Raw genomic sequence first — 14,630 nt, 5'->3', positions numbered from 1 at the left:
CGTCCTCCTGTGCTGGGGGTGCGGCGACGCGGGGGCGCCGCCGGGACACCACCGTCGGGGACGGTGCGCCGGTCCGCATCCCGAGGGAGCCGCCGCCGCACCGCGGGCACGGGTCGGCCGAGGTGTCGGGGGTCGGCCGTAGCCTGCCGGTGTGATCCTGCTCGACGACGGCACCCTGACGTACTCCGCGAGCGACCTGACCGCCGCCGCGGCCTGCGAGTACGCGGTGCTCCGGGCGCTCGACGCCCACCTGGGCCGCGCCGCCGCGGTCACCCCCGACGCGGACGTCGTGCTCGCGCGCGTCGCGCACCTGGGCGACGAGCACGAGCAGCGGGTGCTGCGCTCGCTGGTGCACCGGTACGGGGTGTGGCGGCCCGGGGCACGGGGTGGTCTGGCCCAGGTGCCGGGCACGGGCGACCCCCGGTCGCGGGCGCACCTCGAGGCGGCGCAGGCCGCGACCCTGGACCTGCTGGGCACCGCGGACGTGGTGCACCAGGCCGCGTTCTTCGACGGCAGGTTCGTGGGCCGCGCGGACTTCGTCGTGCGGGACGAGGACGGCGCCTGGTCCGTGCGCGACGCCAAGCTGGCCCGCAACGCGCAGCCGACCGCGCTGCTGCAGGTCGCGGCGTACGCGGACCAGCTGACCCGGGCGGGCCTGCCGGTGGCGCGCGAGGTCCAGCTGGCGCTCGGCGACGGCGCCGTCACGCGGCACGCCGTGGCCGACCTGGTGCCCGTGTACCTGGACCGGCGCGCCCGGCTGCAGGACGTGCTGGACGCGCACCGCGCCGAGCAGGGTCCGGTGGTGTGGGGCGACGGGCGCTGGGCCGCGTGCGGGCGGTGCTCGCTGTGCACCCACGAGCTCGAGGTGCGGCGGGACGTCGCCCTGGTGGCCGGGGTGTACGAGCGGCAGCGGGCGGCGCTGGCCACGGTCGGCATCGCGACCGTCGAGGCGCTGGCCACGGCGCCCGACGGCCTGGAGGTCGAGGGGCTCAGCCCGGCCGCCGTCGCGCGGGCCCGGCTGCAGGCGCGCCTGCAGCTCGAGCTCGAGGCGCGCAACCCCGACCCGGCGCACCCCACAGACGTGCCGTACCAGGTCACCGACCCGCAGGCAGTGGCGGCGCTGCTGCCGCCGCCGGACCCGGGCGACATCTTCTTCGACTTCGAGGGCGACCCGCTCTGGTACGACGCGGCGATGGCCGGTGAGCCCGACGCGTGGGGGCTGGAGTACCTGTTCGGCGTGGTGGAGAACCCGCCGGAGCCGGGCGCGGAGGCGCCCTTCGTCGCGTTCTGGGCGCACGACCGCGCAGCCGAGCGCGTCGCGCTGCGCGACTTCCTGGCGTACCTCGCGGAGCGCCGCACCCGGTTCCCCGGCATGCACGTCTACCACTACGCGGCGTACGAGAAGTCGACGCTGCGGCGCCTGGCCGCGCGCCACGGCGAGGGCGAGGCGCAGGTCGACGCGCTGCTGCGCGAGGGCCTGCTGGTCGACCTGTACGCCGCGGTGAAGGCGGGCGTGCGGACGGGGCAGCGCTCGTACTCGCTGAAGAAGCTCGAGCCGCTGTACATGGCGACGGGCCGCGGGGACGGCGTCACGAACGCGGCGGACTCGATCGTCGAGTACGCCGAGGCGGTCGCCGCGCGCGACGCCGGCCGCCTGGACGACTGGACCGACCGCATCAAGGCCATCGAGGTCTACAACCACTACGACTGCGACTCCACGCTGGGGCTGCGGGACTGGCTGCTGGCGCGGCTGGCCGAGCAGGGGGTCGCGCCGTCGCGGCCCGTCGTCCTCGACCCGACGGCCGAGGCCCGCGCGGCCGAGCTCGCCGCGCCCGACCCGCTGGAGGACGCGCTGCTCGCGGTCGCCGGCCCGGGGCCGGCCGAGGGTGTCGTCCGCTCCCCCGCGCGCCAGGCCGTCGCGCTCGTCGGCGCGGCCCTGCGGTACCACCAGCGTGAGGACAAGCCCTACTGGTGGGGGCACTTCGACCGGCTCGGCGCGCACCCCTCGGACTGGACGGAGCGGCGCAACGTGCTGCTCGCGGACCGCCCCGGCGCCGTCGAGGTCGTCACCGACTGGCACCTGCCGGCGGGCAAGCAGGTCGAGCGTCGCGTGCTGCGCATGACCGGGCGGCTCGAGCCGGGCAGCGACCTGCGGCCCGGTGCACAGGCCGTCGGCCTGTACGAGCCGCCGCTGCCCGAGTGCGTCAGGCGGACCGTGGACGCGCCGCGCGGCTGGTGCGAGCGCATGACCGTGCTGGACGTGACGGCACGCCCCGAGGGCTCGGCCGTGCGGGACGTGCTGCTGGTCGAGGAGACGCGCCCGCGGGGATCCGCCGCGTTCGCGGAGCTGCCCATGGCCCTGGCGCCGTCCGGGCCGATCGGGACCGGACCGCTGCGCGAGGCGATCCGTGGGCTCGCGCAGCAGGTGCTCGACACCGTGCAGGGGGTGCCGCAGGACGCCACCGACCTGCCGCTCCCCCGCGCCGCCGTGCTGGACCTGGCCCGGCGCACGCCGCCGCGGACCCGCTCGGGCCGCCCGCTGCCCCCGGTCGCGCAGGTCGACGGCGACCTGGTCGACGTGCTGACGCGCGCCGTGACGGACCTCGACGACTCGTACCTCGCGGTCCAGGGCCCGCCCGGGACCGGCAAGACGTACACCGGTGCGCGGGTGGTCGCGGCGCTGGTCGCCCGGGGGTGGCGGATCGGTGTCGTCGCGCAGTCGCACGCGGTGGTCGAGAACATGCTGCGCGGCGTCGCCGCGGCCGGCGTCCCGCGCGACGCGATCGCCAAGAAGGCGCCGGGCTCGTCCGACGCCCGCACCGCCGACCCGGACGCACCGTGGACGTGGGTGCCCGACGCGGGGTTCCGCGCGTTCTGGGCCGCGCACCCCGGTGGCCGCGGGGGTGCCGGTGCGGTGCTCGGCGGCACGGCCTGGGACCTGGTCAGCGCCAAGCGGCTCCCCGCCGAGCCGCTCGACCTGCTGGTGGTCGACGAGGCGGGGCAGTTCGCGCTGGCGACCACGTTCGCCGTCGCCGGTGCCGCCCGCAACCTGCTGCTGCTGGGCGACCCGCAGCAGCTGCCGCAGGTCAGCCAGGGCACCCACCCCGAGCCGGTGGACCGCAGCGCGCTGGGCTGGCTCACCGACGGGCACGACACGCTGCCGGCCGACCTCGGGTACTTCCTGCCCGTGACGTACCGGATGCACCCCGAGCTGTGCGCGGCGGTCTCGACGCTCGCGTACGAGGGGCGCCTCGTGTCGGCGCCGCGCGCGGCACGACGGTCGCTCGACGGGGTACCGGCCGGGGTCCACGGGGTGCTGGTCGAGCACGAGGGCAACGCCGTCGCGTCCCCGCAGGAGGCCGACGTGGTGGTGCGGTTCGTCGCCGACCTCGTGGGGCGCACGTGGCGCGACCCCGACGCCGCCGAGCCCGCCCGTCCGCTGACGCCCGCCGACGTCCTGGTGGTCGCCGCGTACAACGCGCAGGTGTGGACGGTGCGGCAGCGGCTCGACGCGGCCGGCTTCACGGACACCCGCGTCGGCACGGTCGACCGGTTCCAGGGGCAGGAGGCGCCCGTCGTGATCGTGACGACCGCCGCGTCGTCACCCGCGCAGGTGCCGCGCGGCCTGGACTTCCTGCTCGACCGGAACCGGCTCAACGTCGCCGTCTCCCGCGGTCAGTGGGCGGCGTTCGTGGTCCGCTCGACGCACCTCACGCGCACCCTGCCGCGGCAGCCCGAGTCGCTCGAACGGCTGGGCGCGTTCGTGGGGCTCACCACCCGATCGGTCGTGCAGCCGCCGCCGGGCACGTAGCGTCGGCACCGGGACGGGCGCGACGCCCGGGTGCGGCGGCGCCGCACGTCAGGACCGACGAGCCGGAGGCAGCCATGGGCGTGGACGAGGAGTTCGAGCGGGTGCGCACGGCGCTGCGCACCGAGGAGCAGGCGCTCGCGCAGGAGTTCGAGCGGATCGACGCGGAGGCGCGGGCCACGATCGACGCGAGCGTCGAGCACGTGCGCACCGAGCTCGCCACGCAGGCCGACCGCATCCGCGAGGCGATCGCGCAGCAGCGCGCCGAGGTCGAGGCCCGCACGGAGGAGCTGAGCGAGGAGCTCACCGAGGCCGCAGCGCAGTCCGCGCCCGACGGTGGGGCCGTGCCGCACGACGAGGACGTGGCCGACGACGAGGGCGTCGACGACGACGAGGGCGCGGCCGTGGTCGCCGACGGGACCGTGGTCGAGGAGACCGCAGTCACGGCCGGCGAGGACGTCACGGACGACATCCCGGCCGACTACCCCGACGACATCGAGTGGGACGAGGAGCCGGTGACCGACGCGACCCGCGTCGAGCAGGCCGACGGCACGGACGTCGACCGCATGACGACCGGGGGCGACGACCTGCCGCCCGCCGGCACGGTCGACGGGGTCGAGCGCGGCGACTGACCGCCGCGGCGGTACCGCCGCCGGGGCGGGGCCACCCGCCCGCTCGAGGGGCCGCCCGCCGCGCGCGGACGCACACTGGAACCAGGGTGCCGACCCGTCGGCGCCGGGACGCACGGACGGAGACCACCCATGGGCATCGACGACCTGGTGAACAAGGCGCGCGGGGCGGTGTCGGGCCGCGAGGAGCAGGCCAAGCAGGCGCTCGACAAGGCGGCCGACGCGCTCAAGTCGCGCACGGACGACGGCACGGACGCGAAGATCGACAAGGTCGTCGACGCGGCCAAGGACCAGCTGGACGAGCAGAAGCACCGCCCCTGAGGGGTGCCCCAGCCACCCGGGGCGTCGGCGGAGGGGCGCCGGCGACGGCGTGCCGACGCCCCGGGCGCGACGGTCCCCCGCTACGTCAGGCTCTCGCCGGTGCGCTCCGGCAGTGCCAGCGCCCCGAGGGCGGCGACGACGAACACGGCCGCGAAGACCGCGAACAGCAGCCCCGTGCCGCCGAGCTCGCGCAGCTGCGGGACGGCGAGCGGTGCGAGCACGGACGCGGTGCGCCCGATGCCCGCGGCCCAGCCGGCGCCGGTGCTGCGCACCCGGGTCGGGTACAGCTCGGGGGTCACGGCGTACAGCGCGCCCCACGCGCCGAGGTTGAAGAACGACAGCAGCAGCCCCGCGCCGACGATCTGCACGTCGCCCGACGCGACCGCGAACAGCCCCGCGGCGAGGGCGGATCCCGCCAGGAACGCGGCCAGGGTCCGGCGCCGGCCCCACGTCTCGACCAGCACCGCGGCGGCCGCGTACCCGGGCAGCTGGCCCAGCGTGATGATCAGCGTGTACTCGAACGACCGCACCAGGGTGTGCCCGTCGGCCGCGAGCAGGGACGGCAGCCAGATGAACGCGCCGTAGTAGGAGAAGTTGACGGCGAACCACACCACCCACAGCGCCGTGGTGCGGCGCCGCAGGCCGGGCGCCCACAGCGCCGCGAGCCGGGGCGGTGCCTCGGGTGTGACGGGCTGGCCGGCGGGCGCGACGGGCTCGCCGGCAGGTGCGACGGGCTCGCGGGCGGGTGCGACGGCGGGTGCGACGGCGGGTGCGACGGCGGGTCCGGGGGCGGCCCCGGCGGGCGACGCACCGTCGGCCGCGGCCCGGTCGCGCACCTGGGCGCCCGTCAGCCCGCCGTGGCCCACGGCGGGCGACGCCTCCATGCCGGCGACCACCCGGTCGGCCTCGTCGTGCCGGCCGCGTGCCAGCAGGAACCGCACGGACTCCGGCAGGCCGCGGCGCACCACCACGGCGTACACCGCCGGCAGCGCGCCGAGTGCGAGCGCCCACCGCCACCCGTCGTCGCCCGACGGCACCACGAGGTACCCGACGACGGCCGCGAGCATCCAGCCCACCGCCCAGAACGACTCCAGGACGACGACGGCCCGGCCGCGGATGCGGGGCGGCGCGAACTCGCTGACCAGCGTGGACGCGACGGGCAGCTCCGCGCCCAGCCCGAGCCCGACGACGAACCGCAGCGCCATGAGCACGGCGACCCCGCCCGCGAGCGCGGACGCGCCCGTGGCCAGGCCGTAGACGAGGAGCGTCAGCGCGAAGACCTGCCGTCGTCCGATGCGGTCGGCGAGCAGCCCGCCCAGGGCGGCGCCCACGGCCATCCCGACGAACCCGGCCGACGCGATCCAGCCGAGCGTGGTCGCGTCGGTGCCCCACACCACGGCGAGCTGGGCGATGACGAAGGAGATGAGCCCGACGTCCATCGCGTCGAACGTCCACCCGACGCCGGAGCCCAGCAGGAGCCGCACGTGCCGGCGGGTGACGGGCAGCCCGTCGAGGCGCGCCGCCGGGTCGCCGGCGGGGGGTGCGACCGCGCCCGGGGCGGGGTCGGTCGGTCGCACGCGCGCCCCCGCGGACGCGTCGCCGTCGCCGGGCATGTCGAGCGGGACGTCCTGTCCGGTCACGGGGCCTCCTGGCGGCTACCGCCACGGGGGCGGTCGGGCGCGACCGGTCGGCCGCGCGGTGGCGTCGTCGGCACCGCTGCGCATCGTCACCCAGGACGCGGTCGGACGCCAGTGCCCTCGGACCCGTGTCCGTGGCGGGACGCGGCCGCGGCTCGGGTGGTGACGCGCCGCTACCCCGCGGCGGCGGGCTCCACACGGAAGACGGGGTGGTCGGCGGCGATCGCCTCGAAGGCGGCGACCGGCTCGCGGCGGTCGACGCCCACGTGCGGGCGTCCGCCGGGCGCCACCTGGACGAACCGGCGGATGACCGCCGCGCGCTCCTCGACGGGGATCTCGACGAGGTGCACGGCCCGGCGCCGGCCGTGGTGCAGGACGGCGTGGCCGTCGGCGGCGCGGACGTTCCACACCCAGGCGCACTCCCCCAGCATCGAGACGAGGTGCCAGCGCCCGTCGACGTCGGCCATCGCCAGGGGGAACCGGGTGGTCTGCCCGGTGCGTCGCCCGGGCACCTCGAGGGTGACCCACCGCCGGGGCGTCAGCCCCGTGCGCGCGAGTGCCGCGTAGGCCCGTGACGAACGGCGGGCGAACGCGTCGCCCCGCCCGCCGCGGTAGTGGCCGCGCAGCCACGCCGCCCACCGCCGCTCGAACCAGCCCCCTGCCGTGTCCGTCATCCGGCGAGCGTGGCAGCCGGGGCGGCGCGGCGTCCAGGGGCCGGGGCGTGGGGCCCGGGTCAGCCCAGCAGGCGGGCGATCACGCGCGCCCCGGCGGCGGGCGTGACGTGCTCCGGCCCGAGCAGCCGGGCGCCCAGCGGTGCGACGTTGAGCAGGGCGACGATGCCGAGGGCCGTGTCCCGGTCGTCCTGCGTGGTGCCGGGGTCGAAGGGCCGGCCGTCGCGGGCGTCGCGGGCGCGCCGCAGGTCGGCGACGTGCTCGACGAGCGCGTCGAAGGCGTGGGCGTAGGAGTCCGCCAGATCGTCGGCGTCCTCGGGGTGACGCAGGGCGTAGGCGAGGATCTCGACGGTCAGCAGCAGGCGCGGGTCGTCGGAGCTGCGCGCGAGCCCGTCCGCGAGCGCGTCGACGTCCACGCCGTCGGGTGCGACGCCGGGCAGGGTGTGCTGCGACGGGTCCCCCGCCTCACCGAGCCGTGCGCGCGCGACCGCGAGGAAGAGCTCGCGCTTGGAGCCGAAGTGCGCGTAGACCGCGCCCTTGGTGTACCCCGCCTCGGCGGCGACGTCGTCGACGGACGCCCCCTCGAACCCGCGGGCGGCGAAGACGCGGGCCGCCGCGTCGAGCAGGTCCGCGCGGGTGCGGTCGACCTTGCGGCGACGACGCTGGTCCCGGGTGCGCACGTCGTCCGCGAGGGAGCCCGTGACGTCGGCGAGCTCGCGGGCCGCCTCGCGCAGCCCCTCCGCCACGGCGTCCGTGACGTCGGGGACCACGCGTTCCGCCTGGGCACCGAGGGCCCGGGTCAGCTGGGCGGCAGCGTCGGCGAGGGCACGGCTGGCGGCGGAGAGGCGGTCGCGGTCGTCGGCCATGCACCCCAGCGTACGACTGATTCATACCGAGGGGTTGATACCGCGCGGTATCTAGCCGTACCGTCTGCCACATACCAACTGGTATCCGAGAGTGGAGAGACCATGGGTGAGGACGTGCTGACCGTCCGGGGGCTGCGCAAGCGGTACCGCGGACGACGCGGCGTGCAGGCGAACGACGGGATCGACCTCGACGTGGCGGCCGGCCAGGTCGTCGGGCTGCTGGGACACAACGGCGCGGGGAAGACCACGCTCGTGCACCAGGTGGTGGGGATCGTCCGCCCCGACGCGGGCACCATCACCGTGGCCGGCGCCGACGCCGTCGCGCACCCCGAGCAGGCCCGTCGCCTGGTGTCCATCCAGGCGCAGGCCAACGTGCCCATCAGCGGGCTGACGCCGCGGCGGGCCATCGAGCTCGTCGGGCGCATCCGCGGCGCGTCGCCCGCCGACGTGCGCCGCCGCGCGGACCACCTGCTCGACGCCCTGGACCTCGGCCCGTGGGCCGACACCCCCGCCGAGAAGGTGTCCGGTGGCGTCGCACGGCTCACCGCGTTCGCCATGACCACGGTCGCGCCCGGCAGGCTCGTGGTGCTCGACGAGCCCACCAACGACGTCGACCCGGTGCGCCGCCGCCTGCTCTGGCAGCAGATCCGCGGGCTGGCCGACGCCGGGCACGGCGTCCTGCTGGTGACGCACAACGTCCGCGAGGCCGAGCGCGTCGTGGACCACCTCGCGGTGCTCGACCGCGGCGTCGTGCTCGCCGCCGACACCCCCGCGGGCCTCACCGCCCACCTGCGCGGCAGCCTCACGCTCGAGGTCGACACCGCGCCCCGCGTCGACGTGCGGTGGCACCCCGCCGCCCGCGACCGGGTCGTCGGGCACCTGCGCGCGACGGCCACCGTGCCGTCCGACGCCGCCGCCGACGTCGTGCGCTGGGCGCAGGGCGAGGTCGACGCCGGGCGGCTCGAGCGCTACGCCCTGACGCCCGCGTCGCTCGAGGACGTGTACGTGCAGCTCGTCGGCGAGCCCGCCGACACCACCGAGGAGGTCCCGGCAGCATGACGACGCTCACCGCCCCCGCGCCCACCGTCACCGCGCCGACGCGCACGGACGGTGTGCGCCAGACCCTGCTGCTCGCGCAGTGGCAGCTGCGCCGCCAGTCGCAGTTCCTGCCGCTCATGGTGGTCGTGCAGGTCTTCATGGCCGTGGCCACCGTCGTCGGCTACGGGCTGCTCGTCGGGGACCCCGACCCCGTCACCGCGTTGTTCCTGGCCACGGGTGCGCCGACCATCACGCTCGTCACCGTGGGCCTCGTGATGGTCCCGCAGATGGTCGGCCAGTCACGCATGGAGGGCTCGCTCGACTGGATGCGCACGCTGCCCGTGCCGCGCATCGCGTTCCTGCTGTCCGACCTGCTGGTGTGGACGCTGATCGCGCTGCCCGGCATGGCCCTGGGCGTCGTCGCCGGGGTGCTGCGCTTCGACGTGGACCTGTCGCTCGCGCCGTGGCTGCTGCCCGCCACCGTGCTGGTCTCCCTGACGGCCGCCGCCGTCGGCTACGCCATGGCGACGCTGCTGCCGCCACAGCTCGCCATGCTCATCACGCAGGCGCTGGTGTTCGTCGTCCTGCTGTTCTCCCCCGTGTCCTACCCCGCCGAGCGCATGCCGGCCTGGCTGCAGACCGCGCACGAGTGGCTGCCCGTCGAGCCGATGGCCCAGCTGGTGCGCGCCGGGCTGGCGCAGGACACGTTCACGATGCCGGGGCGCTCGCTCGTCGTGCTGCTCGCGTGGGCCGCGGCCTCGCTGGTGGGGGCGGCGCTGGCGCTGCGGCGCCGCGCCTGAGGGCAGCGGGTCCCGACACGACGGTGGCGCCCCGACCCGGGGGCGCCACCGTCGTCGTACCAGGGCCTGCTACGCCACGCCGTTGCCCATCCGGTTGCCCGGGACGGGCAGGATCGTGCCCTCCTCGTCGGGCTGCCCGGCCTCGTCCTCGTCCGGGGGCGGGTCGGCGCGCGGGGCGGTCGCCTCCACGGGGTCGGGGACCTCGTCGGGCGTCGGGGTGACGGCGTCGTCGGGGACGGACATGGTGGCCTCCCTCTCGTCGGTGAGCACACGATCGTGACACGCGGACCCGCCCCTGTCGCGCGCAACGAACCCGCCTCTCTCTCCTCCCCCGCCCCCCGCCCCCCCGCCGGCGGCCACTGGTCACTTGGGGGCACTCCGATCGACCGCAGGTGCCCCCAACTGACCAGTGGTCACCCGGCGCGCGGACCAACGAGCGCCCGCGCGTCGCCCGGGGGGACGGGCGTCATCCTTCCGGCGTATGCCCGGCACCTGCGCAGATGGTCCTCGCGGGCGTCCCGCCGGCGGCACCCGCGTCCGTACGTTCGAGTCACACCCGAACGAGGAGGACGCATGATCGAGGCCCACGGTCTGACGAAGAGGTACGGCGACAAGACCGTCGTCGACGGCATGACCTTCACGGTCCAGCCGGGCAAGGTGACGGGGTTCCTGGGACCCAACGGCGCCGGCAAGTCCACGACGATGCGCATGATCGTGGGCCTCGACCGGCCCACCGCCGGCAGCGTCACGGTCAACGGCCGCCCGTACGCCCAGCACCGCGCACCGCTCGGCGAGGTGGGGGTGCTGCTGGAGGCCAAGGCCGTGCACGGCGGCCGGTCCGCCCGCGACCACCTGCTGGCGCAGGCCGCCACCCACGGCATCGGCGCGCGACGCGTCGACGAGGTCATCGACCTCACCGGCCTCGGCCCCGTCGCCCGTCGCCGCGCCGGCACGTTCTCGCTCGGCATGGGCCAGCGCCTCGGCATCGCGGCGGCCCTGCTGGGCGACCCGCAGACGCTGATCCTCGACGAGCCGGTCAACGGCCTGGACCCCGAGGGCGTGCTGTGGGTGCGCACGCTGCTGCGCAGGCTCGCCGCCGAGGGCCGTGCCGTCTTCCTGTCGTCGCACCTCATGTCGGAGATGGCGCTGACGGCGGACCACCTCGTGGTCATCGGCCGCGGGCGGGTCGTCGCCGACGCGCCCGTCGCGGACGTCATCGCGCTCGCCGGGCCCCCGACCGTGCGGGTCCGCACGCCCGACGTGCGCGCCCTGGCCGCGCTGCTGTCCCGCGAGCCCGGCGTCGAGCTCATGTCCACCGGGTCCGACGTCCTCGAGGTCACCGGCAGCACCACGGCGCAGGTCGCGGCGGTCGCCGCCACCGCCGCGATCCCGCTGCACGAGCTCGCGAGCGTCCAGGTGTCCCTCGAGGAGGCCTACCTGCAGCTCACCGGCGGCGAGGTGGAGTACCGCTCCTCCACCTCCGGCACCGCCCCCACCACGACCCGTCCCACCGCTGGAGCCCACCGATGACCACGTCCGCCCGTCACGCCGTGCCCACCCCGGCCACGTCGGCACCCGCCGGCCGCGCCCAGGGCCGCACCCCGGTGCACCCCGTCACCTTCCCCCGCCTCGTCGCCGCCGAATGGGTGAAGATCCGCTCGCTGCGCTCGACGTGGTGGGCCCTCGCCCTGGCCTTCGTGCTGTTCCCGCTGCTCGCCGCGATGCGCAGCGCGAGCGTCGCGACCATCGCGGACGACGCCCCGCCCGGGTTCTTCGTCGGGCCGGCGTACGTCACGTCCGGCGTCACCCTCGCGCTGCTCGTCCTGTGCGGCCTGGGCGTGGTCGCCGTGACCGGCGAGTACCGCACCGGGCAGATCCGCTCCACGCTCGCCGCCGCCCCCACCCGGCTGCCGGCGCTCTGGGCCAAGCTCACCGTCGTCGTCGGGCTGGCGTTCGCCACCGCGTTCGTCGGGACGCTCGCCGGCTGGGCGGCCGCCGCCCCCTGGTTCGACGAGATCGGCATGGGCGTCGACCTCACCGACGCCGAGCACGTGCGCCTGATGATCGGTGTGCCGCTGTACCTCGCCGCGATGACGGCGCTGGCGTACGCGATCGGTGCCGTGATCCGCAGCTCCGCCGCCGGCATCACCGCCGTGCTGGGCCTGGTGTTCGTCGTCGAGCCCGCGTTCGCGTACATCCCCTGGGAGCCGCTGCAGCAGCTCGCGGGGTACCTGCCGACCGCCGCCGGCGCACGGCTGGTCACGTCCGACTCGATCGGCTCGATCGTCACCGGCTCCGGCGCCACCGCGCTCGGTCCGTGGGAGGGGTACCTGGTGCTGCTCGGCTGGGTCGCCGCCGCGCTGGTCACGGCCGCCGTGCTGCTGCGCCGTCGGGACGCCTGACCCGTGACCTGGGAGGATGCAGCGATGACCGAGACGACGCACCGCGAGGGTCAGGCCACCGGGCCTGGCCCTCACGGGCCGACCGGAAGCCCGGACGGGCAGGCCACGAGCCTGCGGGACCCGGCGGTCGCCGGGCCCGGGCCCACCCCGGCGGGACGCGACGGGTCGTCACCCCGCATCCTCCGCGGCGCACGCGCCCGCCTGCGGACGCTCACCGGCGCACCCGCCCGCACGTGGCTGCGCGCGCTCGCGACGATCGCACTGGTCCTGGCGTTCATCGCGTGGGGCGTGACGATGGCCGTCGGCGCGGAGTCGATGTACCTCGTCAGCCGGTACGTCGGGCAGGAGCAGGCCGACACCATGGCGGTCGCGTCGGCGCTGCTGACGCTCGTCGGCGCGGGTGTGCTGCTCGCGCGGCACCGCCGACCTCTGCTGGTGACCGCCGCCGTCGGGGCGCTGGCCGTCACGACGCTGGCCGTCGCCGGCGCCACCAACGGGTACGAGCTCGCGATCGCCGCCGCGCTGTTCACCGTCGCGGCCGCCCGGCCGCCGCGCACCGCGTGGACGGCGGCCGCCGCCGTCGTGGTGCCCGTGCTGCTCGTCGCGCGGTTCGCACCGCGCGTGGCGCTCGTCGGGTCCCTCGCCGCGGGCGACGCACCCGACGCGGCCGGGCAGGTCTCCCGGTTCCGGCTGCCCGGTGTCCTCGCCGAGCTGCTGCCCCCGTCGTGGGTCATCACCGCACTGCCCGTCGTCGTGCTCGCGCTGTTCGGCATCGCGTTCGGGACGCTGGTCCGCACCGCCCGCCTGCGGGCGGCGGCCCTCGCGGAGGCCGCGGCCGCGCGCGCCGCGGAGGAGGAGCACCGCGCCCGCGTCACGCAGGCGGACGAGCGTGCCCGGGTCGCCCGGGAGATGCACGACGTCATCGCGCACTCCATCACCGTGATGATCGCGCTGGGCGGCGGTGCCGCCGCCGCGATCGACCGGTCCCCCGACCAGGCACGACGTGCGCTCGACGAGCTCGTGGACACCGGGCGCGGCGCACTGGAGGACGTGCGGCGGATCCTCGGGGTGCTGCACGCACCGGCGGCGGACGCCGGGACGGCGGGCGTCGGCGGGAACCCGGGCGGGGCGTCGACGTCGGCCACGGGCGGCACGCCCGGCACCGGGAACGCGGGGACCCCGGACCGCAGCCGCGGCGAGGCCGACCCCGACCGGTCGACGGGTGCCGCCCCGATGGCGCCCCAGCCGGGCGTCGAGGACCTGGGCCGGCTGGTGGAGCGGTTCCGGACCGCGGGCCTGCCGGTGCGCACCGCGGGCCTGGCCGTCGCGGGCCTGGAGGACCTGGACGCGACCGTGCAGCTCGCGGTCTACCGGATCGTCCAGGAGTCCCTGACCAACACCCTGCGGCACGCACCCGGGACGTCCGCCGTGGACGTCGCCGTGCGCCGCGTGCCGGACGGGACCGAGGTCGTCGTCACCGACCGCGGGCCCGGCACCGAGGTCGCACCGACCCCCGGGTCGGGCCGCGGCGTGGCCGGCATGACGGGCCGTGCCGCCGCGTTCGGCGGCACCCTCGAGGCCGGGCCGCACGGCGCCGGGTGGCGCGTGCGCGCCCTGCTGCCCGGGACGCCGCGTGACGCGTCGACCACCGCTGCACCCACCGAAGGAGAGGCATGATCCGCGTCCTGCTGGTCGACGACCAGGCGCTCATCCGCATGGGGTTCCGCATGCTCATCGACAGCACCGACGACCTCGAGGTCGTCGGGGAGGCCCAGGACGGGCAGTCGGCGATCGAGCAGGTGGCCGCGCTGCGCCCCGACGTCGTGCTGATGGACGTGCGCATGCCCGGGATCGACGGCATCGCCGCCACCGAGCGGATCGTCGCCGCGCACCCGGACACCCGCGTGCTGGTGCTCACCACGTTCGACCTGGACGAGTACGCGTTCGCGGCCCTGCGCGCCGGCGCCAGCGGGTTCCTGCTGAAGGACGCCGCACCCGCCGAGCTCGCCACCGCCGTGCGGACCGTCGCGTCCGGGGAGGCCGTCGTGTCGCCCCGCATCACGCGCCGGATGCTCGAGCTGTTCGCCGGCCACCTGCCCGCCGACGCAGCCGTCGCCGACCCCGACGCACCCCACCCGCGCCTCGCCGACCTCACCCCCCGCGAGGTCGAGGTGCTGCGCGAGGTCGCCGACGGGCTGTCGAACGCGGAGATCGCCGAGCGGCTGTTCCTGTCCGAGGCGACCGTCAAGACGCACGTCGGGCGCATCCTCGCCAAGCTCGGGGTGCGGGACCGCGTGCAGGCCGTCGTCGTGGCGTACGAGACGGGGCTGGTGCGCGCCGGCCGGTAGCGGCCGGGCGGACGTGCGGACGGCGCCCGACCCCGGAGGGGTGGGCGCCGTCGTGGTGCGCACGCAGCCGGGCAGGCGTAGCCGTCAGGCGTAGCCGTCAGGCGTAGCCG

At 76.6% G+C, this 14,630-nt stretch carries 13 protein-coding genes; 9 read left to right on the top strand and 4 right to left on the bottom strand.

What is annotated here, in order from left to right; genetic code table 11:
* Positions 1-151: 151 nt before the first annotated feature.
* The 3 genes from BMZ16_RS01605 (at position 152) to BMZ16_RS01595 (ending at position 4,758) form a co-directional block, all read left to right on the top strand.
* Complete coding sequence (locus BMZ16_RS01605; protein ID WP_089797868.1) at positions 152-3,811, top strand: TM0106 family RecB-like putative nuclease; 3,660 nt, start codon at positions 152-154, stop codon at positions 3,809-3,811.
* A gap of 74 nt (positions 3,812-3,885) precedes the next feature.
* Complete coding sequence (locus tag BMZ16_RS01600) at positions 3,886-4,440, top strand: hypothetical protein (RefSeq protein WP_089797867.1); 555 nt, start codon at positions 3,886-3,888, stop codon at positions 4,438-4,440.
* A 129-nt stretch (positions 4,441-4,569) separates the two neighbouring features.
* Complete coding sequence (locus tag BMZ16_RS01595; protein WP_089797866.1) at positions 4,570-4,758, top strand: antitoxin; 189 nt, start codon at positions 4,570-4,572, stop codon at positions 4,756-4,758.
* Between the two features lie 80 nt (positions 4,759-4,838).
* Here BMZ16_RS01595 and BMZ16_RS01590 read toward each other — a convergent pair whose 3' ends face one another.
* From BMZ16_RS01590 to BMZ16_RS19500, 3 genes are all read right to left on the bottom strand, one after another.
* On the bottom strand, positions 4,839-6,371 hold the full coding sequence (locus BMZ16_RS01590) for an MFS transporter (RefSeq protein WP_089798645.1): 1,533 nt from the start codon (positions 6,369-6,371) through the stop codon (positions 4,839-4,841).
* Positions 6,372-6,568: 197 nt separating this feature from the next.
* Positions 6,569-7,069, bottom strand: a complete 501-nt coding sequence (locus tag BMZ16_RS01585; RefSeq protein WP_089797865.1) for a nitroreductase/quinone reductase family protein — start codon at positions 7,067-7,069, stop codon at positions 6,569-6,571.
* A gap of 59 nt (positions 7,070-7,128) precedes the next feature.
* Positions 7,129-7,932 (bottom strand): TetR/AcrR family transcriptional regulator, encoded by an 804-nt coding sequence (locus BMZ16_RS19500; RefSeq protein ID WP_218143294.1) that lies wholly within the window; start codon positions 7,930-7,932, stop codon positions 7,129-7,131.
* A 102-nt stretch (positions 7,933-8,034) separates the two neighbouring features.
* Between BMZ16_RS19500 and BMZ16_RS01575 the strand changes: the two genes are divergently transcribed.
* Positions 8,035-8,991: an ABC transporter ATP-binding protein gene (locus tag BMZ16_RS01575; RefSeq protein WP_089797864.1), complete on the top strand. Its 957-nt coding sequence runs from the start codon at positions 8,035-8,037 to the stop codon at positions 8,989-8,991.
* Positions 8,988-9,770, top strand: coding sequence for an ABC transporter permease (locus BMZ16_RS01570; RefSeq protein ID WP_089797863.1), 783 nt, complete (start codon positions 8,988-8,990; stop codon positions 9,768-9,770). Before BMZ16_RS01575 ends, BMZ16_RS01570 begins: the two co-directional genes overlap by 4 nt.
* Before the next feature lie 69 nt (positions 9,771-9,839).
* Here BMZ16_RS01570 and BMZ16_RS19125 read toward each other — a convergent pair whose 3' ends face one another.
* A complete protein-coding gene (locus BMZ16_RS19125) occupies positions 9,840-10,013 on the bottom strand; it encodes a hypothetical protein (protein ID WP_177199556.1) in 174 nt (57 codons plus the stop codon).
* 330 nt (positions 10,014-10,343) lie between these two features.
* On the opposite strand from BMZ16_RS19125, the gene BMZ16_RS01560 reads away from it, so the two are divergent.
* Genes BMZ16_RS01560 through BMZ16_RS01545 form a run of 4 tightly spaced genes read left to right on the top strand, consistent with a single transcriptional unit; the run spans position 10,344 to position 14,520 of the window.
* On the top strand, positions 10,344-11,300 hold the full coding sequence (locus BMZ16_RS01560; protein ID WP_089797861.1) for an ABC transporter ATP-binding protein: 957 nt from the start codon (positions 10,344-10,346) through the stop codon (positions 11,298-11,300).
* Positions 11,297-12,172: an ABC transporter permease gene (locus BMZ16_RS01555; protein WP_089797860.1), complete on the top strand. Its 876-nt coding sequence runs from the start codon at positions 11,297-11,299 to the stop codon at positions 12,170-12,172. The genes BMZ16_RS01560 and BMZ16_RS01555 overlap by 4 nt, the downstream gene beginning before the upstream one ends.
* A 24-nt stretch (positions 12,173-12,196) precedes the next feature.
* A complete protein-coding gene (locus BMZ16_RS01550; protein ID WP_089797859.1) occupies positions 12,197-13,849 on the top strand; it encodes a sensor histidine kinase in 1,653 nt (550 codons plus the stop codon).
* Positions 13,846-14,520, top strand: a complete 675-nt coding sequence (locus tag BMZ16_RS01545; RefSeq protein ID WP_089797858.1) for a response regulator — start codon at positions 13,846-13,848, stop codon at positions 14,518-14,520. Before BMZ16_RS01550 ends, BMZ16_RS01545 begins: the two co-directional genes overlap by 4 nt.
* The last annotated feature ends 110 nt before the right edge of the window (positions 14,521-14,630 follow it).

Source organism: Cellulomonas sp. KH9, from assembly GCF_900114185.1.
Lineage (GTDB): Bacteria > Actinomycetota > Actinomycetes > Actinomycetales > Cellulomonadaceae > Cellulomonas.
The sequence above is the reverse complement of the archived record's forward strand: the minus strand, read 5'-3'. Positions and strand labels throughout refer to the sequence as shown.

What these genes read in the sequence shown, in the direction of transcription:
- BMZ16_RS01600 (WP_089797867.1), top strand. Translation starts at nt 3,886, where the DNA reads ATGGGCGTGGACGAGGAGTTCGAGCGGGTGCGCACGGCGCTGCGCACC.
- BMZ16_RS01595 (WP_089797866.1), top strand. Translation starts at nt 4,570, where the DNA reads ATGGGCATCGACGACCTGGTGAACAAGGCGCGCGGGGCGGTGTCGGGC.
- BMZ16_RS01590 (WP_089798645.1), bottom strand. Translation starts at nt 6,371, where the DNA reads ATGCCCGGCGACGGCGACGCGTCCGCGGGGGCGCGCGTGCGACCGACC.
- BMZ16_RS01585 (WP_089797865.1), bottom strand. Translation starts at nt 7,069, where the DNA reads ATGACGGACACGGCAGGGGGCTGGTTCGAGCGGCGGTGGGCGGCGTGG.
- BMZ16_RS19500 (WP_218143294.1), bottom strand. Translation starts at nt 7,932, where the DNA reads ATGGCCGACGACCGCGACCGCCTCTCCGCCGCCAGCCGTGCCCTCGCC.
- BMZ16_RS01575 (WP_089797864.1), top strand. Translation starts at nt 8,035, where the DNA reads ATGGGTGAGGACGTGCTGACCGTCCGGGGGCTGCGCAAGCGGTACCGC.
- BMZ16_RS01570 (WP_089797863.1), top strand. Translation starts at nt 8,988, where the DNA reads ATGACGACGCTCACCGCCCCCGCGCCCACCGTCACCGCGCCGACGCGC.
- BMZ16_RS19125 (WP_177199556.1), bottom strand. Translation starts at nt 10,013, where the DNA reads ATGTCCGTCCCCGACGACGCCGTCACCCCGACGCCCGACGAGGTCCCC.
- BMZ16_RS01560 (WP_089797861.1), top strand. Translation starts at nt 10,344, where the DNA reads ATGATCGAGGCCCACGGTCTGACGAAGAGGTACGGCGACAAGACCGTC.
- BMZ16_RS01555 (WP_089797860.1), top strand. Translation starts at nt 11,297, where the DNA reads ATGACCACGTCCGCCCGTCACGCCGTGCCCACCCCGGCCACGTCGGCA.
- BMZ16_RS01550 (WP_089797859.1), top strand. Translation starts at nt 12,197, where the DNA reads ATGACCGAGACGACGCACCGCGAGGGTCAGGCCACCGGGCCTGGCCCT.
- BMZ16_RS01545 (WP_089797858.1), top strand. Translation starts at nt 13,846, where the DNA reads ATGATCCGCGTCCTGCTGGTCGACGACCAGGCGCTCATCCGCATGGGG.